Genomic DNA, 21375 nt, shown 5'->3' on the forward strand with positions numbered 1-21375 from the left:
TGCTCACGAGTGGGGGCATGGATGGGGATTGTCGACGATCTGCAGCGAGCCCGGTCCGCGTACGAGCGGCGTGACTGGGCGGTCGCCTACGAGCGGCTGAGCGCCGCGGATCAGGATCCGGGTGCGGGCCTCGGTCCCGCCGAACTGTTGACGCTGGCCACCGCGGCGTTCCTGCTCGGCGACACCGACTCCTGCATCCGCGCCCTGCAGCGCGGTTACCGTGACCGGATCGACGGCGGCGACGTGCTCGGCGCGATCCGGTTCGCGTTCTGGCTGGCGCTGGTGCTGAACACCCGGGGCGAGGCGGCCGTCGGCAACGGCTGGGCGGCCCGCGCCGAGCGGTTGATGGCCGACCAGACCGGGGACGTCGTGGAGCGCGGCTACCTCCGGATCCACGACTTCTTCCGGTGTCTGGACCACGGGGATGTCCCCGGCGGGCTGGCCGCCGGCGACGACATCGTCGCGATCGCCCGCCGGCACGGGGATCCCGACCTGCTGGCACAGGGCCTGGTGTGCAAGGGCAGGCTGCTGCTGTACTCCGGCCGCGTACCGGAAGGGCTCGCGCTGCTCGACGAGGCGATGGTCGGCGTCGCCGCCGGCGAACTGTCGCCGATCTTCGCCGGCAACGTGTACTGCGCGATGATCGAGGGCTGCCAGGAGGTGCTCGACTTCGCCCGCGCGTCCGCCTGGACCGCGGCGCTGACCCGCTGGTGCGACGGCCAGCCCGACCTCGTGCCGTTCACCGGCCAGTGCGCGGTCCACCGCGGCCAGATCCTCCGGCTGCACGCGGCGTACCCGGAAGCGCTCGCGGAGTTCGAGGCCGCGTGCCGGCGGTACGCGGAGTCCGGGGCGAACGCCGCGGCGGGCCTGGCGTTGGGCGAGCGTGCCGACGTACTGCGGATCCGCGGCGATCTCGCGGCCGCGGAAGCGTCGTACGACGAGGCTGCGGGCTACGGATACGAGGCGCAGCCGGGGCGGGCGCTGCTGATGGTCGCGCGCGGGCGCGTACCGGCCGCGGTCGCCGCCGTACGTCGGCTGCTGACGGAGACGGGTGATCCGGTCCACCGGTCGCGGCTGCTCGCGGGCGCCGTCGAGGTGTTGCTGGCCGGCGACGAAGTGACTGAGGCCGACAATGCAGCTGTCCAATTGTCAACAATCGCCGAGGCATTCGGGTGTGCCGGCTTGCGGGCGTCGGCGGCCTACTGCCTGGCCCTGGTGGCGCTGGCGAAGGACGACCCGGACCAGGCCCTGCCACACGCCCGGACCGCGGCGCGGTTGTGGGACGAGCTGCGGGCGCCGTACGAGGTGGCGCGCGCGAAGGTGCTGGTCGGCCGTGCGGTGCGGTCGCTCGGCGACGAGGACTCGGCGGCGGCCGAGTTCACCACGGCCTGCCGGTCGTTCACCGAGATCGGTGCGACGCCGGCGCGGCAGGAGGTCGAGAAGCTGCTCGGCCGGAGTACGGCGGGCGGGCTGACCGGGCGTGAACTGGACGTCCTCCGACTGGTTGCCGTTGGCAACAGCAACGCCGAGATCGCGCACCGGCTGGTGCTGAGCGACAAGACCGTCGCCCGGCACCTCACCAACATCTTCGCGAAGCTGGACGTACCGTCCCGGACGGCGGCGGCCGCCTACGCCCGCGATCACGACCTGATCTGAGGCACCCAGGTCGACAACGCTTCGTCCAGACCCGCCACGCCACCGTCCGCCGCGGCCCACGCGACATATCCGTCCGGCCGGATCAGTACGCCGGTGAGCTCGCCGCCGCTCTTCGCGGTGAGCACGCGGACCCGCCCGGACGCGAGATCGCGCAACCGCGCCGAGTCGGACAGATCCACCAGCAGCGACGTGCCGTCGGCCAGGTGCTCCCCCAACCGCGTCCCGTCCGCGAACTCGAAGTCGGGCGCCGCCGAGCCGACGAGCTCGTGCGCACCCGCGATCGGGTACCGGTGCAGGACGCCGGACAGCTTCTTCGCCAGGTACGTCGAGCCGTCCGCCGTCCGGAGCAGGTCGGTGACCACGTCGCGCAACGCGGCGGTGCGCGCATCCGTACGCATCAAGGCGATCTGGGCGCGCGTCCAGTCCAGCACCCACGCGCCGACCGGATGCCGCTCGGTGGTGTACGTGTCGAGCAGGCCCTCGGGCGCGGTGCCCCGGATCGTCGCGGCCAGCTTCCAGCCGAGGTTGACGGCGTCGCCGATCCCGAGGTTCAGGCCCTGCCCGCCGAACGGCGAGTGCACGTGCGCCGCGTCACCGGCGAGCAGCACCCGGCCCTTGCGGTACGACGTCACCTGCCGCGCGTTGTCGGTGAACCTGGTCGCGCTGTGCACCGCGGTGACCGTGACGTCGACGCCGGTGACCCGGCGCAGGCTGCCCTGGATCTCGTCGGCGGTGATCGGCGCGTCGCGATCCTCCGGCGGGCCGTCGAACTCGACGGTCAGCACCCGGCCCGGGACCGGACCGTGGGCATAGAGGCCGGTCGGCGTGTAGTTCCAGCTGCGCTGGAGCCCGTCGGCGCCTTCGAGATCCACGATCGCCTGCCGGCCGGTGATCGCGGGCTCGGTGCCGGGGAAGTCGAACCCGGCCAGCTTGCGCACCAGACTGCGCCCGCCGTCACAACCAACCAGCCAGCCCGCCCGCACCACGTCACCCATCACACCGCCGCCCACCACACCGTGACCCACCACGCCGTCGCCGAGCACGTCGCCGCTGAGTCGGACGGTGACGCCTTCGTCGTCGGCGTCGAAGGCGGTGACCTCGACCCCGCGCCGGATCTCGACGCCCAGCTCGGCGGCCCGCGTGCCGAGGATCGACTCGACGGCCTGCTGCCCGACCGCGAAGACCGACCGCGCCGGCCCGGCGTCGCGGAACGCCGGGTCGTCGAAGTGCACACCGGCGGAGCTCACCATGATCCCGGCGAAGTGCCCGGCCGGCGGCGGCCCACTCGGCCCCTTCCCGGCCCGGAAGGCCTTCATCTGCTCGAACGCCAACTGCTGGTGCTCCTGCAGCGCCGGCAGCATCCCGCGCCGGTACATCGCCTCGGCGGTCGGCACGTTGATCGAGCCGGCCTTGATCGTCGGATCGATCTCCCGCAGCCGCTCGACGACCAGCACGCCCACCCCGGCCAGCGCGAGTTCGCAAGCCAGCATCAGGCCGACCGGCCCGCCGCCGGCGATCACCACATCTCGGTTGTCCATGACCAGAATCTTAGACCGAGTACAAAATTTGGTCCAGTATAATTCCAGCCATGGCCGAGCAAGGGCTGCGCGAGCGCAAGAAGCAGGCGACCCGGCGGATGATCTCCGACGTCGCCACCGGGCTGTTCGTGCGGCGCGGGTTCGACGCCGTCACCGTCGCGGAGATCGCCGACGCGGCCGGGGTGTCCAAGATGACGGTCTTCAACTACTTCCCGCGCAAGGAAGACCTGTTCCTGGACCGGCACGACGACCGCCTGCGTGAGCTCGAGGCCGTCGTCCGAGACCGCCCGGCCGGTGAGCCCGTCGCGGTCGCGATGCGCCGGTACCAGCACGAACTACTGGCCGCGCGCCATCCCCTGTCGGGCGCGATCGAGGGGGTGCGCGGCTTCTGGAGCGTGCTCGAGTCCAGCCCCGCGCTGGTCAGTCGCAGCATCGAGCAGGAGCACGAGATCGCCGCCATGCTGGCCGGCGTCCTGGCCGAGGAGACCGGCGACGAGCTCGGCGCCCGCCTGGTCGCGAATCTGCTGACGGCGACGCTCACCACGATCTACCACACCTCGGTCGCACGGATCATCGCCGGCGACGACCTCGCGCGGGTGCAGGCCGACCAGGTCGCCGTGATCGACCGCGCGTTCGACGTCCTGGAGCAGGGAATCGGTCCTGGGAGGGACCGGGTTCACTCCGACGGGTGAGGTAGCGACCTACCGGTCCGGCGGATGCTCGGGGCGTGAGCACAACAGAGCGTCCCGTCCCGCGCTGGGCCTACCGCCTCGCGCACGCGATCCCCTTCCTCACCCTGCCGTCCGGCCTGTGGCGACTCGGGCTGGTGTTCGGCTCGTCGATGGGCATGCTCGACGACGCCGGCCGGCCGGCCCACCTGATCGGGTTCGGGCAGAAGCTGTACGTCGTCTCGCTGACGATCTTCTCCGAGCTCGTCGCGCTCACCGCGCTCGGCCTGGTCAGCCGGTGGGGCGAGGTCGCGCCGCGCTGGATCCCGGTCATCGGCGGCCGCCGCGTCGCGCCGTACGCCGCGATCGTCCCCGCGGTCCTCGGGGCGCTCAGCCTGATCGCGATCTGGACCTACGGCTTCCGCGACGTGTTCTCGAAGGAGTTCATCCCCTTCTCCAGCACGCCGTGGGCGGCGCTGATGATCGCGTGCTACGCGCCGTTGCAGCTGTGGGGCCCGTCGCTGCTGGTCGTCACCTGGGCCTACTACCGCCGCCGGGTCAGCGCGCCCGCGGTCGCGGTCTGAGGGTGGTCGCGGGCAGCGGCGGCGCCGGCAGCGGATCGCCGTCGTAGCCGGGCACCATCCCGAACCGGTCGTTGCCTGCAGCATCGATGGCGGCCTGCCAGGCGTCCCGGGCGGCGACGATCTCCTCGTGGCTGCGGCCGATGAAGTTCCACCACATCACCAGCTCCTCCTCGAACGGCTCACCGCCGAGCAGCAGGAACCGCACACCGCCCTCGGCGGCGGCGAGCTCGATCGCGTCCCGTCCGGCGCCCAGATAGGTCATCTCACCGAAGCCCGGGGTCAAGTTCCCGACCGTCAGGGATCCGTCGACCACGAGCACGGCGTACTCGTTGGACGCCGTCAGCGGGAGCGTCACGGAGCGCCCCGGCTCGATCGTGACGTCGGCGCCGACCAGCGGGGTGTACGCCGGTGCGGGCGACGTGACCCCGGCGACGGTCCCGATCATCACCGTCGCGTGCGCGCCGTCGAGATCCAGCCGCGGCAGGTCGGCGTACGCATTGAAGGCGGGCGGGGTCGTCGTCCGCACAGCATCCGGGAGCGCAACCCACAACTGGGCGCCGTGCAGCTTCGGCGGCGCGTCCGGGGTGGACACCTCGGAGTGGGCGATCCCGTTGCCGGCGGTCATGATGTTCAGCTCGCCCGGACGGACGAACGCGTGCGACCCGACGCTGTCGCGGTGCTCGATCTCGCCCTCGAACAGCCAGCTCACCGTCTGCAGGCTGGTGTGCGGATGCGGCGGGACCTGCATGCCGCGCTCCCCCGGCACGTCGTAGGAGTCGACGCGCCGGGTCAGGTCGTCCGGCCCGTAGTGGTCCACGAAGCACCACGCGCCGACCATCCGCCGGTTCTTGTTCGGCAGCAACCGCCGCACCGTGGTGGACCGCCCCAGCACGACCTCCCGGCCCTCGAGCATCTCCAGCGCGGGCCCCTCACAGTCCGCGAATCCGACGACCTCGGCCGGGTCCTTCTCCAGATCACTCATCCACGTCCTCGCTTCGCTCCGGGCGCGGATGAGGCACGATCGCGCTGTGTTGTTTGATTCGCTCGCTTCGCTCGCTCATGACGCCGTCCATTCCAGAAGTTGTTGCTGGTCCCAGGTGTTGATGACGCGGTCGGAGGTGACGCCGCAGTCCTCGGCGCGCTCGCAGCCGTACACCTGCCAGTCGAGCTGGCCGGGCGCGTGCGCGTCGGTGTCGATCGAGAACACACAGTCCGTCTCGACGGCCATCGAGAGCAGCCGCTTCGGCGGGTCGAGCCGCTCGGGGCGGGAGTTGATCTCGACCGCGGTCCCGAACTGGCGGCACGCCTCGAACACCACCTCGGCGTCGAACTCCGACTCCGGACGGGTCCCGCGGCCGCCGGTGATCAGCCGGCCGGTGCAGTGCCCGAGCACGTCGACGTGCGGGTTCGCGATCGCGCGGACCATCCGCTCGGTCATCGGCTCGGACGCCATCCGCAGCTTGGAGTGCACACTCGCGACCACCACGTCGAGCCGGGCCAGGATCTCCGTGTCGCAGTCCAGCGAACCGTCGTCGAGGATGTCGACCTCGATACCGTTCAGGATCGTGAAGCCGTCCAGTTCGTCCTGCAGCTTCTTGTTGAGCTCGGCAACGACCTCGAGCTGCTGCAGGCGCCGCTCGCGGGACAGCCCGTTGGCGACCGTCAGCCGCGGCGAGTGATCGGTGAGCGCCATGTACGAGTGGCCCAGGCGGTGCGCGGTCCGGGCCATCTCCTCGATCGGGCTGCCGCCGTCGGACCACTCCGAGTGCAGGTGCAGGTCCGCCTTCAGCCCGGCGCGCAGGCCCTTGCCGGCCGTGGTCAGCTCGCCCGCGGCCTCCTCCAGTTTGACCAGGTACGACGGGGTGGCGCCGTCCATCGCCTCGACGATCACGGCCTCGGTCTTCGGGCCGATCCCCGGCAGCTCGGTCAGCGTCCCGGCCCGGCGCCGCGCCCGGACCTCGGTGGCCGGCAACGCGGCGATCGTGTCGGCGGCCCGCCGGTACGCCTTCACCCGGTGCGTCGGCTGCCGGTCGCGCTCGAGGTAGTACCCGATCGCCCGCAACGCCTCGATCGCGTCCGCCACACCCGCCTTGTCCGTCATACGCCCATCATGGCAGTGCGCGTATGGTCTGGGCGTGGTGACGAAGGCACATCTGGCGCGGGCGGAGCGTTTGCAGAACGCGACCGGTGCGCTGGCCACCGCCGCGATGGCGGCGATGGACGCGAACCTGCCATGGTTCGCGACGCTGTCCGCGCAGGACCGGTCCTGGATCGGGCTGGTCGCGCAGTCCGGGATCTCCGCGTTCGTCGAGTGGTTCCGCGACCCCGAGGCGCACTCCTCGATGCCGACCCGGATCTTCGGGTCCGCGCCGCGCGAGTTCACCCGGGTGATCTCGCTGCACCAGACCGTCGACCTGGTCCGCACCACGATCGAGACCATCGAGAACACCATCGGCACGCTGCTGCCGCCCGACGACGTACCGGTCGTCCACGAGGCCATGCAGCGGTACGCCCGCGAGGTCGCGTTCGCCGCCGCGACCGTCTACGCGCAGGCCGCGGAGATGCGCGGCGCCTGGGACGCCCGGCTCGAGGCCCTGCTCGTCGACTCGGTGATCCGCGGCGAGGCCGACGAGTCCGTCCGCTCCCGCGCCTCGGCCCTCGGCTGGACCGGCGCCGCCGGTACGACAGGATCGGCCGAGGTCGCCGTCGTGGTCGGCCGGGCCCCGGTCGCCGAGACGCCGCCGGCCGGCAACACCGGCTCGAACGTCGCGGACATGGTCCGGCACGCGGCGCGCGAGGCGGGTGCTGACGCACTGTGTGCGATCCAGGGCGACCGGCTGGTCGTGGTACTCGGCGGTACGAGCAATCCTGTCGAGACCGTACAAAAACTCGCCCGCTGGTTTGGACCCGGCCCGATCGTCGTCGGACCGGTGGTGAAGGACCTGATGTCGGCCGTGACCTCGGCACGGGCCGCCGTCGCCGGCCTGCGCGCCGCGGCGGCCTGGCCGGGTGCCCCGCGACCGGTGCCGGCCGACGACCTGCTCCCGGAACGGTCACTCTCCGGAGACGGCCATGCCCGCCGGCAGCTCGCCACCGAGGTCTACGGCCCGCTCACCGTGGGCGACGGCGTGCTCCTCGACACCGTCTCGGCGTACCTGGACTCCGGCGGCTCGATCGAGGCGACGGCCCGGGCGATGTTCATCCACGCCAACACCGTGCGGTACCGGCTGAAGCGTGTGGCGGACCTCACGGGCTACAACCCGCTGAATCCCCGCGACAGTTTCACACTGCGTGTCGCACTGACCTTGGGTCGCCTGCTGCATCCCGAGCCCGGAAGCACGGTTTTGTAGGATCTCCACAAAAGCGGCCCGGTAGAATTCGTGCTCGCCGTGCGGCTCGCGGCGGGCCCGGCTGAGGGAGAGTTGTCACGTGCTCGTCATCGTCGCGCCCGGTCAGGGTGCCCAGACCCCAGGTTTCCTCGAGCCGTGGCTGGCCGATCCCGTGTTCGAGAGCCGGCTGAACTGGCTCTCCGCGGTCGCCGGTCTCGACCTCGCCCACTACGGCACCGAAGCCGACGCGGACACGATCCGGGACACCGCGATCGCGCAGCCGCTGCTGGTCGCGTCCAGCATGCTGGCCGCGCTGGCGGTCTTCCCGCACCCCGCCGACGCCTTCGCGAAGGTCGGCGCGGTCGCCGGTCACAGCGTCGGTGAGCTCGCCGCCGCGGCAGGCACCGGAGTCCTGACCGCCGAGCAGGCGATGGTCCTGGTCCGCGAGCGCGGCAAGGCGATGGCCGCCGCGGCCGCGCTGACGCCGACCTCGATGACCGCGGTGCTGGGCGGCGACCGCGACGAGGTCCTGGCCAAGCTCGCCGAGCACGGCCTGACCCCGGCCAACGACAACGGCCCCGGCCAGATCGTTGCCGCGGGCACCGTCGAGGAGCTGGCGGCGCTCGCCGCCGACCCGCCCGCGAAGGCCCGCCTGATCCCGCTGTCGGTCGCCGGGGCCTTCCACACCCGGCACATGGAGCCGGCCGTCCAGACGCTGGCCAAGTACGCGACAGCGATCAGCACCCACGACCCGCGGACCCGGCTCATCTCGAACCGCGACGGCCATGTCGTCCACGACGGCCAGGACGTCCTGCAGCGGCTCGTCACCCAGGTGAACGCACCGGTCCGCTGGGACCTGTGCATGCAGACGATGGCCGACCTCGAGGTGACCGGCATCCTCGAGCTGCCGCCGGCGGGCACGCTGACCGGGATCGCGCGCCGCGCCCTCAAGGGTGTCGAGACGTTCGCGCTGAAGACCCCGGACCAGCTCGACGACGCCCGCGCGTTCGCCGAGAAGCACGGCAGCCCGTCCGAGATCGACGCCACGCCGACCTGGCGTCTGCTGGTCGCCCCGATCAAGGGCACCTTCAGCCGCTCCGCGCAGGCCGGTCGCGAGGCCGGTGACCAGGTCGGGGCCGGCGAGGTCGTCGCCAAGGTCAGCAGCCTGCGCGACGAGGTCGACGTGACCGCGCCGCACGGCGGCATCGTGGTCGAGTGGCTCGTCGAGGAAGGCGACCCGGTCTCCCCCGGCCAGCCCCTGGTCCGCCTGCACCCCGCCGGGAGCCCGGCGTGATCACCGCGTCCACCGGCGCGACGTACGCCGGCATCCTCGGCATCGGGTCCTACCGGCCGCGCCGCGTCGTCCCGAACTCGGAGATCCTCGAGCACATCGACTCCAGCGACGAGTGGATCCAGACCCGCTCCGGGATCAAGGAGCGGCGCTGGGCCGAGGACGACGAGACCGTGCTGATGATGTCGGTGAACGCGGCCAAGGACGCGATCGCCGAGTCCGGCGTCGACCCGGCCGACATCGGCTGCGTGATCGTCTCGACCGTCACCCACCTCTACCAGACGCCGGCGATCGCGACCCGGATCGCGGTCGAGGTCGGCGCCCCGACGGCCGCCGCCTTCGACGTCTCGGCCGCCTGCGCGGGCTTCTGCTACGGGATCGCCCTGGCGAACGACCTGGTCCGCGGCGGCAGCGCGAAGTACGTGCTGGCGATCGGCGTCGAGCGGCTGAGCGACCTCACCGACCGCACCGACCGCAGTACGGCGTTCATCTTCGCCGACGGCGCCGGCGCCGCGGTCGTCGGTCCGGCCGACGAGCCGGGTATCGGCCCGGTGGTGTGGGGCTCCGACGGCACGCAGCACCAGGTGATCAGCCAGAAGGAGTCCTGGCAGGAGGCGGCCGGCAGCTACAACTGGCCGCACCTGCGGATGGACGGGAACCCGGTGTTCCGCTGGGCCTCGTTCGAGATGGCCAAGACCGCGCAGCAGGCGCTGGACGTCGCCGGGGTCAAGGCCGAGCAGCTCGACCTGTTCGTCCCGCACCAGGCGAACATGCGGATCACCGACGCGATGCGCCGGACGCTGAAGCTGCCCGAGCACGTCAAGGTCGCGCGCGACATCGAGCGCCAGGGCAACACCTCGGCCGCCTCGATCCCGCTCGCGATCACCGCGATGCGCGAGGCCGGCGAGGCGAAGAGCGGCGACCTGGCGCTGATCATCGGCTTCGGCGCGGGCCTGGTGTACGCCGCCCAAGTGATCCGCCTGCCGTAGTTCATAGTTGTCCGGGGCAGCTCAGGTGGCTGCACCGGCGGTAAGTCAGCAGAAATCCGAAAGGGAACCCAAGAAGATGGCCAGCACCGAAGAGATCCGTTCCAGCCTCGCCGAGATCGTGAACGAGATCGCCGGCATCCCGGTCGAGGACGTCCAGCTGGACAAGTCCTTCACCGACGACCTCGACGTCGACTCGCTCTCCATGGTGGAGGTCGTGGTGGCCGCCGAGGAGAAGTTCGACGTGAAGATCCCCGACGACGAGGTCAAGAACCTGAAGACCGTCGGCGACGCCGTCGCGTTCATCGAGCGCGCCCAGAACGGCTGACCTCCGCGTCACCCGTGCTGGCCGGTGCTCATCGGGTCAGCCCGATGAGCACCACGCAGTACATCGGCGGCACTCCCGCAACACCCCGCACCACCACCCCTCGCTCCCAACCGCAGATCTCTCATGTGAAGGATGAGGTAACCATGTCGAAGACCCGGGTCGTCATCACTGGGCTCGGTGCCACGACCCCGCTCGGGGGCGACGTGACCAGCACCTGGGAAGGGTTGCTGGCGGGCCGCTCCGGCGCCCGGCGGCTGACCGACGAGTGGGTGCAGAACCTGGCGGTGCAGATCGCCGCACCGGCCGCGGTCGACCCGACCGAGGTCATCGAGCGGGTCAAGGCCCGCCGCCTCGACCGCACCGCGCAGCTCGCCGTGGTCGCCGCCCGCGAGGCCTGGGCCGACTCCGGCCTGGCGGACTCCGGGCTCGACAAGGAGCGGCTCGGCGTGGCGGTCGCGTCCGGGATCGGCGGCCTGCACACCACCCTGGCGAACTACGACGCCCTGCAGTCCAACCCGCGCCGGGTGTCGCCGCTGGCGATCCCGATGCTGATGCCGAACTCGTCGGCGGCCTACGTCAGCCTGGAGTTCGGCGCGCAGGCCGGTGTGCACACCCCCGTCTCGGCCTGCGCCTCCGGTAACGAGGCCATCTGGCTGGGGCTGGACCAGATCCGGCTCGGCCGCGCGGACGTGGTGATCGCCGGTGGCGCCGAGGGCGCGATCATGGCGCTGCCGCTGGCCGCGTTCGGGATGATGCAGGCGCTCAGCAAGCGCAACGACGAGCCGGAGCGGGCGTCGCGCCCGTGGGACGTGGACCGCGACGGGTTCCTGCTCGGTGAGGGCGCCGGCATCCTGATCCTGGAGTCGTACGAGCACGCGAAGGCGCGTGGCGCGAAGATCTACGCCGAGCTCGCCGGCGCGGGGATCTCCGCCGACGGCCACGACATCGCGCAGCCCGACCCGACCGGCTCCGGTGCGCGGCGGGCGATGGAGCGGGCGCTGTCCGAGGGCGACCTGACCCCGGCCGACATCTTCCACATCAACGCGCACGCCACGTCGACCCCGCAGGGCGATATCGCCGAGTCGATCGCGATCCGGCAGGCGCTCGGCAAGGAGGCCGACCACGCGGTCGCCACCGCGCCGAAGTCGATGATCGGCCACCTGCTCGGCGGCGCCGGCGCGGTCGAGTCGGTCGCCACCGTGCTCGCCCTGCAGAACCGGGTGTCGCCGCCGACCATCAACATCGACAAGCTCGACGACCAGATCGAGCTGGACGTCGCGACCGAGCAGCGCAAGCTGCCCGACGGCGACATCGCCGCGCTGAACAACTCGTTCGGCTTCGGCGGGCACAACGCCGCCATCGCCTTCAAGTCGGTCTAGCACGCCGTCCGCCGCCCGGCGGAACCCGCCGGGCGGCAGCTGAGTTCCGCACCCCCTCGGAGGGCCGCATGACCACGACCGCGCCGGCGAAGCCGGCCAAGCTCCCCCGGGAACTCGACCCCCGCAACCCTGTCACCCGGCTGACCAACCTGCTCGATCCCGGCAGCCTGGAACTGCTCACGCCGGACAACCTGTCCGGGATGGTCGCCGCCCGCGGCACCGTCGAGGGTGCTCCGGTGGTCGCGTTCTGCTCGGACGCGACCGTGATGGGCGGCGCGATGGGCGACGAGGGCTGCGAGGTCGTCGTCGAGGCGTACGCCGTGGCCCGCGCGGAGCAGGTGCCGATCATCGGCCTGTGGCACTCCGGCGGCGCCCGGCTGGCCGAGGGTGTGCTCAGCCTGCACGCCGTCGGCAAGATCTTCTACGCGATGACGCAGGCGTCCGGGAAGATCCCGCAGATCTCCGTCGTCCTCGGCCCGGCCGCGGGCGGCGCGGCGTACGGACCGGCGCTGACCGACGTCGTCGTGCTGGGTCCGGAGGGCCGGATCTTCGTGACCGGCCCGGACGTGGTCCGCTCGGTCACCGGCGAGGACGTCGACATGCTGCGCCTCGGCGGCCCCGAGCCGCACGGCCGGCGCTCGGGCGTCGTCCACATCACCACCGACTCGGAGGCCGAGGCCCTGGGGCAGGCCCGTCGCCTGACCGACCTGTTGGCCAACCAGGGGTCCATGGCCACGGACATACCGGACATCGACCTGTCCGGGTTCCTGCCCGAGTCGGCGAAGCGCGCGTACGACGTCCATCCGCTGGTCGGAGGGGTGCTCGACGAAGGGACCGGCGTCGAGCTCCACCAGCGGTGGGCGCCGAACATCGTCACCACGCTCGGCCGCCTCGGCGGACGCACGGTCGGCGTGATCGCCAACAACCCGCTCCGGCTCGGTGGTTGCCTCGACGCCCTGTCCGCGGAGAAGGCGTCCCGGTTCGTGCGGATGTGCGACGCGTTCGGCGTACCGCTCGTCGTCCTGGTCGACGTCCCGGGGTACCTGCCCGGTGTCGGTCAGGAGTGGGACGGCGTCGTCCGGCGCGGCGCCAAGCTGCTGCACGCGTTCGCCGAGGCCGTCGTACCGCGGGTGACGTTGGTGACCCGCAAGACGTACGGCGGGGCGTACATCGCGATGAACGCGCGCTCGCTGGGCGCGACCCGGGTGTTCGCCTGGCCGCGCGCCGAGGTGGCCGTGATGGGCGCGGTCGCGGCGGTCCGCGTCCTGCACCGGCGCAAGCTCGCCGAGGTGGATCCCGAGCTCCGGCCGCAGGTCGAGGCCGAGCTCGCCGCGGAGCACGAGAAGATTGCCGGGGGCATCGACCGGGCCCGCGAGATCGGCGTGGTCGACGAGGTCGTCGAGCCCACCCGGACCCGCACCGCGCTCGCCACCGCACTGGCCACCGCCCTCGCGAAGGCCGAGGCCGGCGGTCGCACCCGCGGCCTGCACGGCAACATCCCGCTCTAGACAGCCGAAGGGCACGAACCCTGAGGTTCGTGCCCTTCACATGGTGCGGCCGCTGTTGTTAGACAACCACCGGGGGTGTCCCGACACCCGGTGGCCCAGCGGCCACGGCCCCTCCCACCCTTGTGCAACGTCAGATGCTCAGTCTCATCGAAAAGTTCGGCGAAGTCGCCGGCTCTCATCGGTTTCTTCTGAAGTTCTCAGGAACCCTTCAGACCACCCTCAGACCACCTGGTGCAGCCAGCGCACCGGGGCGCCGTCGCCGGCGTAGCGGAACGGCTCCAGTTCGTCGTCCCAGGGGCGACCGAGCAAACGCTCGACCTCCTCGGTCAGGTCGGCCTCGCCACTGGCAGCCTTCAGCATCGCGGCCTTCAGCCGCTCCTCGGGCACCATGATGTCGCCGTGCACACCGGTGGTCGCGTGGAAGACGCCGAGCTCGGGCGTGAACGAGTAGCGCTCGCCCTCGGCGCCGTTGCTGGGCTCCTCGGTGACCTCGAACCGCAGCTTCTGCCAGCCGCGCAGGGCGGACGCCAGCTTGGCCGCGGTACCGGCCTCGGCCTGCCAGGACAGCTCGGCCCGGTACGTGCCCTGGGCCGCCGGCTGCGGTGTCCAATCCAGTTTCACGGGCACGCCAAGGATGCCGCCCGCGGCCCACTCGACATGCGGGCACAACGCTGACGGCACCGTGTGGACGTACAGAACGCCACGAGTCGTCGCCACCGGGACCTCCTGTGCTCGAGGGGCGCCTTCCCCAGCGTTCTCGAACACCCTGTGTAGATCCCGGCGGATCAGTTGCTTAATACAGTTCTACAAGGCACCACAAGATACCCCGCGAAACTTCTGTACATCTTGCACCACCACCCCCTGGAACACCAGTAACCTCGCCGTGTCAACCACATCACCGTCGTGTCGCGAACCTCAACCGGTCAGCAGACCCGCGGCCAGGGTCCGGCGAGCCTCGTCGACCCACCAGTCGAGATCTGCCCGCTCGCGGGCACGAATCGCCGGATCCTCGTGCTCGGCGGCGTCGAGGGCCTTGTTCCAGCCCAGCCAGAGCAGGCCGGCGAGCAGGGCCAGCCGGAGGGCAGCCTCGTCACCGCCGGCGAGGACGAGGTCACGGAAGTCCTCGATCACCTGCTCGCGGGACGCGTCGATCACCGACGCGCAGCCGGCCAGGAACCTCGCCAGGTCGAGCGCGGCCGGCGCCTCGGCCGGCATGCTCCAGTCGAGCAACGTCAGTCGCTCACCCTCGAACGCCATGTTGACCGTTGCCAGATCGCCGTGCACCAGCGTGCAGGGCCGGGCCCGCAGCGCGTCCACCAGCGGTTCCGGGCGGGCGAGCAACCGCTGCACCGGTTCGGCGACGTCCGGCGGCACCATGCCGGGGAACAGCTCCCACCCGCGCAGGACCAGGTCCGGCAACGGGTTCTCACCGCCGGCATGCGGCCGAATGCGATCCGGCGTGAACATGCCGACCAGCGTCACCAACGGGGTGAGGCTCGACGGGACGCGGTCCAGGAAGCCGTCGTACATCGAACCGACCGCGGCGAACACCCGGCGGCACTGTTCGCGGCTGAGCCGGTCGTCCCAGGTGAGCACGGCGTCACCCAGGTCGCGCATCACCAGCACGGTGACGTCCTCCTCCTGCCAGCCGTCGACGATCGCATGCCCGATCGCGGGCGGGAGCTGGTCGAGTACTCCGCTCGACCACATCAGGTACTCGCGCCCGAACGAGTCGCCCGACAGTGCCATCAGCAGGTCGGTGCCGGGCGACGACCGCTTCACGACGAGTCGCCGGCCGTCCTCCAGTACGAGCCGCTCCAGCGTGGCGCCCGACTTCCCGACGTGACCCGACATCGGCGTCCGCTCGATCGCCGTCTCCAGATACTTGCGAGGTTCCACGCGTCCAGCGTCCGCCTGAACGGCCTGCCCCGCCAGGGTCAGGTCGAAGAGCGCGGAACCAGGCGAGTGGGGAGGATCAGCGGTGTCGGAGTCTCGCCGGACATGACGGCGAGCAGCATGCGGGCCATCTCGCGGCCGAGCGCCTGGATCGGCTGGCTGACCGTGGTCAGCGGCGGACTGGTGTGGCGGGCAGTGGTGATGTCGTTGAACCCGACGAGCGCGACATCGTCCGGTACTGACCTGCCGGCGTCTCGCAGGACCCGCAGGGCGCCGATGGCCATCTGGTCGGACGCGACGAACACGCCGTCGAGATCCGGGTGCGCGGCGAGCAGCTCCTGCATCGCGCGGGTGCCGCCCTCCTCGGAGAAATCGGCGTGGGCGACGCGGTTCGCGTCCAGGCCGGCCACCGCGAGGGCGTCCTGATATCCCTTGTACCGCGCGGTGCCCGCGCCCTCGTCCATCCGCCCGGTGATCGTCGCGATCCGCCGCCGGCCGGTCGCGACCAGGTGCTCGGTCGCCAGCCGGGCGCCACCGCGGTTGTCGGCGTCGACGTAGTACCGCGGCTCGAAGTTCACCGGCGAGCCGCCGAACACCACCGGCACGTCGGCCTTCTCCGCGAGATGCGCCAGTGGATCGTCGCCGTGCATCGACATCAGCATCACGCCGTCGGCCTGCCGGGTCCGCAGCAGCTGCTCGAGTCGCGTCTGCCCGCGGCTCGAGGTGGCCATCATCAGCATCAGCTCCAGGTCGGTGTCCTCGAGCACCGAGCTGATCCCGATCACCACCTCCGCGAAGAACGGATCCGCGAACACCTGGGCGTTGTCGCTGGAGATCGCGAGCACGACGGCGCCGGCCTGCTGGGTCGCGAGCGCGCGGGCGGTGGCGTTCGGCACGTAGCCGAGGTCGCTGATCGCGCGCTGCACGGCCTCCCGCTTGGCCTTGCTGACGTGCGGGGCGTTGTTGATCACCCGGGACGCCGCCGACCGGGACACACCGGCCCGCTCGGCGACTTCGTCGAGCGTCACTTGGCGTTTCGGGAGGTCGGCCACCGGATCGTCCTTAACGATTGAGTGGGTCGAGGGTAAACCATCGGGACGCGGGGTTCGAGCTGGAAGCGCTCCCGAGTTCGCGCTCGATGCCGGAAAGCGCTGGATTCAAGGGCTCTGCGCCCTTGACGCCGGGCGGTGCGGTCGGCACGATTCGGAGGCGAACTGGAAGCGCTCCCGGTCCCGATGGAGGCACGGCCCATGCCCACCGCCCGACAACGCGCCGCCGTCACCGTACTTGTCGCCGCAGTCGTCACCGCCCTACCGGTCACAGCCCTGCCCGTTGCAGCTCGGCCGGTTACGGCTTTGCCCGTTGCGGCTCGGCCGGTTGCTGTGCCTGGTGCGGCGGTCGCCGCGGACCCGTCGTACGAACGGCTGCTCAACGGGACCTTCGACGCCGGGAAGGAGCCCTGGTGGTCGAGCGGCAACACGCCGACCGCCGTCACCGACGGACGGCTCTGCGCCCAGGTCCCGGGCGGCACGGTCAACCCGTGGGACTCGATGATCGGCCAGGACGACCTGCCGATCGAGCAGGGACAGCCGTACACGCTGCGGTTCGACGCGTCGGCGAGCCGTCCGGTCCAGTTCCGTGCCGTGCTCCAGCAGGCGGCCGCGCCGCATGCGACGGTGCTGAACAAGACCGTCGAGGCCGCGACGATCCCCCAGACCTACACGTTCGCCGGGATCTCGCCGGTCACGGACACGCACGGCCAGATCTCGTTCCAGGCCGGCGGCGCGACCGAGCCGTACACGCTCTGCCTGGACAACATCTCCGTGATCGGCGGCATCGTCCCACCGGGCGGCGTCCGCGACTTCGGGCCGGCGGTGCGCGTGAACCAACTCGGGTACGTCGCCGACGGCCCGAAGCGCGCCACCTACGTCACGACCGCGACCACACCCCTCGACTGGCGACTTATTGCCGCCGGCAACCAGGTCGTCGCGAGCGGGCATACCGAACCGTATGGTCCGGACGCCCTGTCCGGAGACGCTGTGCAGCTGATCGACTTCGGCCGCTATCACGGCACCGGCACGGGGTTCAGGCTGGCGGTCGGCGACGACGTGAGCAAGCCGTTCGACATCGGGAGCCACGTGTACGCCGGGCTGCGACGCGACGCGCTCGCGTACTTCTACAACAACCGCAGCGGCATCGCGATCGAGGCGCAGTACGTCGGCGCCGAGTACGCCCGGGCCGCCGGCCACCTCGGCGTCGCACCCAACCAGGGCGACACGTCGGTCCCCTGCTACCCCGGTACCTGCGACTACAGCCTGGACGTGCGCGGCGGCTGGTACGACGCGGGCGACCACGGCAAGTATGTCGTCAACGGCGCGCTCGCGGCCTGGCAACTGCTCGACCTGTACGAAGAGACCGGTGCCGGCGTGAGCCTGAAGATCCCGGAGGGCGGCAACCGGGTCCCCGACGTGCTGGACGAGGCCCGGTGGGAGCTCGAGTTCCTCCTCCGCATGCAGGCGCCGAGCGGCCTGGTCCACCACAAGGTGCACGACGAGAAGTGGACCGCGCTCGGGACTCCCCCGGCGGCCGATCCGCAGCCGCGATACCTCTACCCGGTGTCGACCGCGGCCACGCTCAACCTCGCGGCCGTCGGCGCCCGGTGCGCGCGGGTCTACGCACGCTGGGACCACCGGTTCGCGGCCCGCTGCCTGTCGGCGGCCGAGAAGGCGTGGACCGCCGCGCGGCAGAACCCCGCGATCTACGCCCCGCCCGGCGGTGAAGGCGGCGGCGCGTACGACGACACCAAGGTGACGGACGAGTTCTCCTGGGCAGCCGCCGAGTTGTTCGGGGCAACGGGCAGGACGTCGTACAAACGCTTCATCACGACGACGCTGCAGGCGGCCGACGGGTTCTCCTGGCAGGAGACCGGCGGCCTGGCCGATCTGGCGCTGGCACGCGTGGCGTATCGGTTGCCGCTCCTCGACCGGCTCCGGTTACGGCAGCGGATCGCGTCGGTGGCCGACAGCTACCTCGCCGGCCTCAGGTCGCAGGGCTACGCCAATCCGTACAAGCCGGCCGACGGGCAGTACGTCTGGGGCTCGAACTCCGGTACGGCGAACAACGCGATGATCCTCGCGATCGCGGCGGACCTCACCGGCAGGCCGGCGTACCGCTCCGCGGCGCTCGAGTCGCTCGACTACCTGCTCGGCCGGAACGCGATCGGCCAGTCGTACGTGACCGGCTACGGCGAGCGGTCGAGCCACCACCAGCACCACCGTTTCTGGGCGCACTCGCTGAACCCGGCGCTGCCGTCGCCGTACCCGGGCTCGCTCGCCGGCGGGCCGAACTCGCACCTCCAGGACCCCGTTGCCCAACGCAACCTCCAGGGCTGTGCCCCGGCCACCTGCTACCTCGACGAGATCGGCTCCTACTCGACCAACGAGGTCGCCGTGAACTGGAACTCCGCGCTCGCCTGGCTGACCGCGTACGCGGACACGAGATGACCCGTTGGTAGGTCTTTCTCAGCCCTGCGATGAGGCCTATGGTCGAGCTGAGCCTGGGGGAACTCTGTGACGGCATGGGCTCATGGCAACGGTCGCGGTAGGTGGGGCGGCACCGATCGACCTCGGTGATCGGCGTACGACGGTCCGTGCCAACGCCCGCGCACCGCCGGTGGCGCGGTGATCGCCGAGCGAGTTCAGGACGTCGCACGGTCAGGAACCGTGCACGCCGCGTTCACGATCGCTGCGCTCCGCCCCGCAGCCGCACTGCTCGCATCCTCCGAAGGAGGAAGCCTCATGCGCAGGTTCGTACTCATGCTGCTCGCGGCCATCGCCGCTTCCGTGTTCTTCCTGCCGACCGCGTCGGCCGGCAGCCCGCACTTCGTCGGCACCCCGACCGTCACCCGGTCGGGCAGCTCGTTGACCGTCTCCGGTAAGGAAGCGGGGCTCGGCAACGAGGATCAGGTGCACATCGTCATCTCGGCCGAGGCCGCCTGCCTCAACCCTGGCCAGAACTTCCCGTCCGCGGCGAACAAGCAGACGTTCAGCGCGGCCGGCGACTTCCCGGTCCAGAACGGCAAGGCGAACTTCTCGCTGACCCTGACGGCCACCTTCCAGCCCAAGTGCAGCCCGCCGATGACGGTGGTCTTCGGTGATGTGACCGTCACCGACACGACCAACGGCATCTCGGTCACGCTGCCCGGCACCTTCTGATCGCCTCCACAACGCCCGCGCCAGGACTTCGCGCGGGCGTTCCTCCCGGTCTCTCCGGGCCTACGGGAAGCGGGTGGCCAGGGCGATGCAGGCGCCGGCGGCGGCCAGGGTGAAGAGCATCGCGATACCGGCGTACCGGGCGGTGATCTCCTTGTCGACCTCGTCGTAGCCGACCGAGGAGCCGATGTCCTTGTAGACGTCCTCGAGCTCGCCGGCCGACTCCGCGGTGTAGGCCTCGCCGCCGCTGATCTCGGCGACGGTGCGCAGCTCGGCGCGGTCCGGTGGCACCCGCTGCCGGATGCCGTCCATCTCGATGAAGCCGGAGTCGGTGCCGAAGCAGATCGTGTAGACGGGGGTGTTCTTCGCCTTCGCCGCCTGCGCGCCCTCCTGGGCGGTGCGGCCGACCGTCCGCTTGCCGTCGGACAGCAGCACGATCCGCGCCGGGGCCGGGTCGTTCGGGTGCTCGGGGTCCGGCGGGACCTGGGTGAGCGCCTGCAGCGAGGTGAAGATGCCCTCACCGGTCGCGGTCGACTCGGCCAGCTCGAGCCCGTCGATCGAGCGCAGCACGGTGGCCCGGTCGGTGGTCGGCGGCACGATGATGGACGCCGTACCGGCGAAGTTCACCAGCGCGACGTTGAACTTGCCCGGCAGCTGGTTGACGAAGTTCTTCGCCGACTTCTTCGCCGCCTCGAGCCGGTTCGGGTCGATGTCGGTGGCCATCATCGACAGCGAGACGTCGATCGCGACCACGATCGTGGCCCGCTCGCGCGGCACCTTGACCTTGTCCTTCGGCTGCGCGAACGCCACGATGCACATCAGCGCGGCCAGCAGCGCCAGCCCGACGGCCAGGTGCCGGCGCCACTGCGGGCGCCGCGGCGCGACCCGGTCCAGCAGCGCGATGTTGGTGAAGCGCAGCGCGTACTGCGAGCGACGGTGCTGGAGAAAGATGTACCCCGCGATGATCAGCGGGATCAGGAGCAGGAACCACAACCGCCCCGGAGACAGGAACTCCATCAGCGAGCCACTCCCTTCGGCGGTTGGTGCAGGCGGGGCGCGACCCGCCGGTAGGCGAGCACGAACCGCACGGTGTCGGCGACCCAGTCGCGATCGGTACGCAGCACGAGATGCCCGGCACCTACCCTACGCAGGGCGGCGCGGGTTCGTTCCCGTTGTGCCAGTGCGGCCGTCGCGAACGCCTCCCGGACCTTGCGCCGCCGGGTGTCGATCTCACGCACCTCGCCGGTCTCCGGGTCACCGATCGTGACCACTCCGATGTTCGGCAGCTCCAGCTCCCGCGGGTCGACGATCTCGACCGCGAGCACCTGGTGCTGCGCGGTCAGCTTGCGCATCGCGCGCTCCCAGGAGGGCTCGATCTGGGTGGCGATCTCGCCGTCCTGCGGGGTGAGGAAGTCGGACACGATCACGCGCAGTCCGCGCTTACGCTGGGTGCGCGCCATCGACTCGAGCGCCGCCGCCAGGTCGCTGCGGTGCACCTCGTCGTCGGTGCTGAACTGCTCGGCCAGCAGCGCGCGCAGCAGGCCGTAGAGCGCGAGCCGCCCGGACCGCGCCGGCCAGCGCCGCAGCGCCGAGTCGCGCAGCATCAGCCCACCGAACCGGTCGCCGAGCCGGTGGGTCAGGAACCCGACGGTGGCGACGGCCGCGACCGCGAGCTCGCGCTTCTCCAGCGTCGACGTCCCGAAGTCCATCGAGCCGGACAGGTCCACCAGCGCCCAGGTCTCCAGCTCACGGTCCGCGATCAGGTCGCGGACGTGCGGGACCGTGGTGCGCGCGGTGACGGCCCAGTCCATCCGCCGTACGTCGTCACCGACCTGGTACTCACGCGCCTCGGCGAGCTCGGTGCCCGGCCCGGGCAGCAGGCCGAGATGCTCGCCGTGCAGATAGCCCTCGAGCCGCCGGACGACGGTCAGCTCCAGCCGCCGCAGCGCACGCTCGGGAGCGAGCTGCGAGATCGTCATCGCAGCTCGTGGATCGGGGCGG

General features: G+C 71.2%; 19 protein-coding genes. 11 read left to right on the forward strand and 8 right to left on the reverse strand.

Annotation, left to right across the window (positions count from 1 at the left end; translation table 11 throughout):
• Positions 1 to 21 precede the first annotated feature (21 nt).
• The gene (locus ABZW60_RS35675) at positions 22 to 1656 is read left to right on the forward strand and encodes a LuxR C-terminal-related transcriptional regulator (protein ID WP_355484528.1); all 1635 of its coding nucleotides are present in this window, start codon (positions 22 to 24) and stop codon (positions 1654 to 1656) included.
• Here ABZW60_RS35675 and ABZW60_RS35680 read toward each other — a convergent pair.
• Positions 1641 to 3194, reverse strand: a complete 1554-nt coding sequence (locus ABZW60_RS35680; protein ID WP_355484530.1) for an FAD-dependent monooxygenase — start codon at positions 3192 to 3194, stop codon at positions 1641 to 1643. The two genes, ABZW60_RS35675 and ABZW60_RS35680, sit on opposite strands and share 16 nt — an antisense overlap.
• A 50-nt stretch (positions 3195 to 3244) precedes the next feature.
• Here ABZW60_RS35680 and ABZW60_RS35685 point away from each other — a divergent pair, with 50 nt between their 5' ends.
• Entirely contained in the window at positions 3245 to 3886 is a 642-nt protein-coding gene (locus ABZW60_RS35685; RefSeq protein WP_355484532.1) for a TetR family transcriptional regulator, read from the forward strand.
• A 35-nt stretch (positions 3887 to 3921) separates the two neighbouring features.
• On the forward strand, positions 3922 to 4446 hold the full coding sequence (locus tag ABZW60_RS35690) for a hypothetical protein (RefSeq protein ID WP_355484534.1): 525 nt from the start codon (positions 3922 to 3924) through the stop codon (positions 4444 to 4446).
• Here ABZW60_RS35690 and ABZW60_RS35695 read toward each other — a convergent pair.
• Both ABZW60_RS35695 and ABZW60_RS35700 read right to left on the reverse strand, forming a co-directional pair.
• Positions 4421 to 5428 (reverse strand): pirin family protein, encoded by a 1008-nt coding sequence (locus ABZW60_RS35695; protein ID WP_355484536.1) that lies wholly within the window; start codon positions 5426 to 5428, stop codon positions 4421 to 4423. The genes ABZW60_RS35690 and ABZW60_RS35695 overlap by 26 nt on opposite strands.
• 75 nt (positions 5429 to 5503) lie before the next feature.
• Positions 5504 to 6547 carry a PHP domain-containing protein gene (locus ABZW60_RS35700; RefSeq protein WP_355484538.1) on the reverse strand — a complete coding sequence of 348 codons (1044 nt, stop codon included), beginning with the start codon at positions 6545 to 6547 and terminating at the stop codon, positions 5504 to 5506.
• Positions 6548 to 6581: 34 nt separating this feature from the next.
• On the opposite strand from ABZW60_RS35700, the gene ABZW60_RS35705 reads away from it, so the two are divergent.
• The 6 genes from ABZW60_RS35705 (at position 6582) to ABZW60_RS35730 (ending at position 13267) form a co-directional block, all read left to right on the forward strand.
• The gene (locus ABZW60_RS35705) at positions 6582 to 7796 is read left to right on the forward strand and encodes a helix-turn-helix domain-containing protein (RefSeq protein WP_355484540.1); all 1215 of its coding nucleotides are present in this window, start codon (positions 6582 to 6584) and stop codon (positions 7794 to 7796) included.
• A 79-nt stretch (positions 7797 to 7875) separates the two neighbouring features.
• Positions 7876 to 9069: an acyltransferase domain-containing protein gene (locus tag ABZW60_RS35710; RefSeq protein ID WP_355484542.1), complete on the forward strand. Its 1194-nt coding sequence runs from the start codon at positions 7876 to 7878 to the stop codon at positions 9067 to 9069.
• Entirely contained in the window at positions 9066 to 10055 is a 990-nt protein-coding gene (locus ABZW60_RS35715; RefSeq protein WP_355484544.1) for a beta-ketoacyl-ACP synthase III, read from the forward strand. The genes ABZW60_RS35710 and ABZW60_RS35715 overlap by 4 nt, the downstream gene beginning before the upstream one ends.
• Positions 10056 to 10131: 76 nt before the next feature.
• Entirely contained in the window at positions 10132 to 10380 is a 249-nt protein-coding gene (locus tag ABZW60_RS35720) for an acyl carrier protein (protein WP_130380551.1), read from the forward strand.
• Between the two features lie 143 nt (positions 10381 to 10523).
• The gene (fabF, locus tag ABZW60_RS35725; RefSeq protein WP_355484546.1) at positions 10524 to 11759 is read left to right on the forward strand and encodes a beta-ketoacyl-ACP synthase II; all 1236 of its coding nucleotides are present in this window, start codon (positions 10524 to 10526) and stop codon (positions 11757 to 11759) included.
• Between the two features lie 68 nt (positions 11760 to 11827).
• Positions 11828 to 13267, forward strand: a complete 1440-nt coding sequence (locus tag ABZW60_RS35730) for a carboxyl transferase domain-containing protein (protein ID WP_355484547.1) — start codon at positions 11828 to 11830, stop codon at positions 13265 to 13267.
• Between the two features lie 219 nt (positions 13268 to 13486).
• Here the strand turns inward: ABZW60_RS35730 and ABZW60_RS35735 are convergent, their stop codons facing one another.
• From ABZW60_RS35735 to ABZW60_RS35745, 3 genes are all read right to left on the reverse strand, one after another.
• A complete protein-coding gene (locus ABZW60_RS35735) occupies positions 13487 to 13984 on the reverse strand; it encodes a DUF3145 domain-containing protein (protein ID WP_355484549.1) in 498 nt (165 codons plus the stop codon).
• A 198-nt stretch (positions 13985 to 14182) separates the two neighbouring features.
• Positions 14183 to 15166 (reverse strand): hypothetical protein, encoded by a 984-nt coding sequence (locus ABZW60_RS35740; RefSeq protein ID WP_355484551.1) that lies wholly within the window; start codon positions 15164 to 15166, stop codon positions 14183 to 14185.
• Positions 15167 to 15204: 38 nt separating this feature from the next.
• Positions 15205 to 16215 carry a LacI family DNA-binding transcriptional regulator gene (locus ABZW60_RS35745; protein WP_355484553.1) on the reverse strand — a complete coding sequence of 337 codons (1011 nt, stop codon included), beginning with the start codon at positions 16213 to 16215 and terminating at the stop codon, positions 15205 to 15207.
• A gap of 303 nt (positions 16216 to 16518) precedes the next feature.
• Between ABZW60_RS35745 and ABZW60_RS35750 the strand changes: the two genes are divergently transcribed.
• Together ABZW60_RS35750 and ABZW60_RS35755 are read left to right on the forward strand one after the other, a co-directional pair.
• Positions 16519 to 18666, forward strand: a complete 2148-nt coding sequence (locus ABZW60_RS35750; RefSeq protein ID WP_355484555.1) for a glycoside hydrolase family 9 protein — start codon at positions 16519 to 16521, stop codon at positions 18664 to 18666.
• A gap of 294 nt (positions 18667 to 18960) precedes the next feature.
• Positions 18961 to 19377 (forward strand): hypothetical protein, encoded by a 417-nt coding sequence (locus tag ABZW60_RS35755; RefSeq protein WP_355484557.1) that lies wholly within the window; start codon positions 18961 to 18963, stop codon positions 19375 to 19377.
• A 60-nt stretch (positions 19378 to 19437) separates the two neighbouring features.
• Here the strand turns inward: ABZW60_RS35755 and ABZW60_RS35760 are convergent, their stop codons facing one another.
• Positions 19438 to 20391 (reverse strand): VWA domain-containing protein, encoded by a 954-nt coding sequence (locus ABZW60_RS35760; protein WP_355484558.1) that lies wholly within the window; start codon positions 20389 to 20391, stop codon positions 19438 to 19440.
• Positions 20391 to 21353 (reverse strand): DUF58 domain-containing protein, encoded by a 963-nt coding sequence (locus tag ABZW60_RS35765; protein ID WP_355484560.1) that lies wholly within the window; start codon positions 21351 to 21353, stop codon positions 20391 to 20393. Before ABZW60_RS35765 ends, ABZW60_RS35760 begins: the two co-directional genes overlap by 1 nt.
• Positions 21354 to 21375: the final 22 nt, after the last annotated feature.

This window comes from Kribbella sp. NPDC003557, assembly GCF_040610805.1.
Taxonomy (GTDB): Bacteria; Actinomycetota; Actinomycetes; order Propionibacteriales; family Kribbellaceae; genus Kribbella.

Coding starts and splice junctions, on each gene's coding strand:
- ABZW60_RS35675 (WP_355484528.1), top strand. CDS start 22: ATGGGGATTGTCGACGATCTGCAGCGAGCCCGGTCCGCGTACGAGCGG.
- ABZW60_RS35680 (WP_355484530.1), bottom strand. CDS start 3,194: ATGGACAACCGAGATGTGGTGATCGCCGGCGGCGGGCCGGTCGGCCTG.
- ABZW60_RS35685 (WP_355484532.1), top strand. CDS start 3,245: ATGGCCGAGCAAGGGCTGCGCGAGCGCAAGAAGCAGGCGACCCGGCGG.
- ABZW60_RS35695 (WP_355484536.1), bottom strand. CDS start 5,428: ATGAGTGATCTGGAGAAGGACCCGGCCGAGGTCGTCGGATTCGCGGAC.
- ABZW60_RS35700 (WP_355484538.1), bottom strand. CDS start 6,547: ATGACGGACAAGGCGGGTGTGGCGGACGCGATCGAGGCGTTGCGGGCG.
- ABZW60_RS35720 (WP_130380551.1), top strand. CDS start 10,132: ATGGCCAGCACCGAAGAGATCCGTTCCAGCCTCGCCGAGATCGTGAAC.
- fabF (WP_355484546.1), top strand. CDS start 10,524: ATGTCGAAGACCCGGGTCGTCATCACTGGGCTCGGTGCCACGACCCCG.
- ABZW60_RS35730 (WP_355484547.1), top strand. CDS start 11,828: ATGACCACGACCGCGCCGGCGAAGCCGGCCAAGCTCCCCCGGGAACTC.
- ABZW60_RS35755 (WP_355484557.1), top strand. CDS start 18,961: ATGCGCAGGTTCGTACTCATGCTGCTCGCGGCCATCGCCGCTTCCGTG.
- ABZW60_RS35760 (WP_355484558.1), bottom strand. CDS start 20,391: ATGGAGTTCCTGTCTCCGGGGCGGTTGTGGTTCCTGCTCCTGATCCCG.
- ABZW60_RS35765 (WP_355484560.1), bottom strand. CDS start 21,353: ATGACGATCTCGCAGCTCGCTCCCGAGCGTGCGCTGCGGCGGCTGGAG.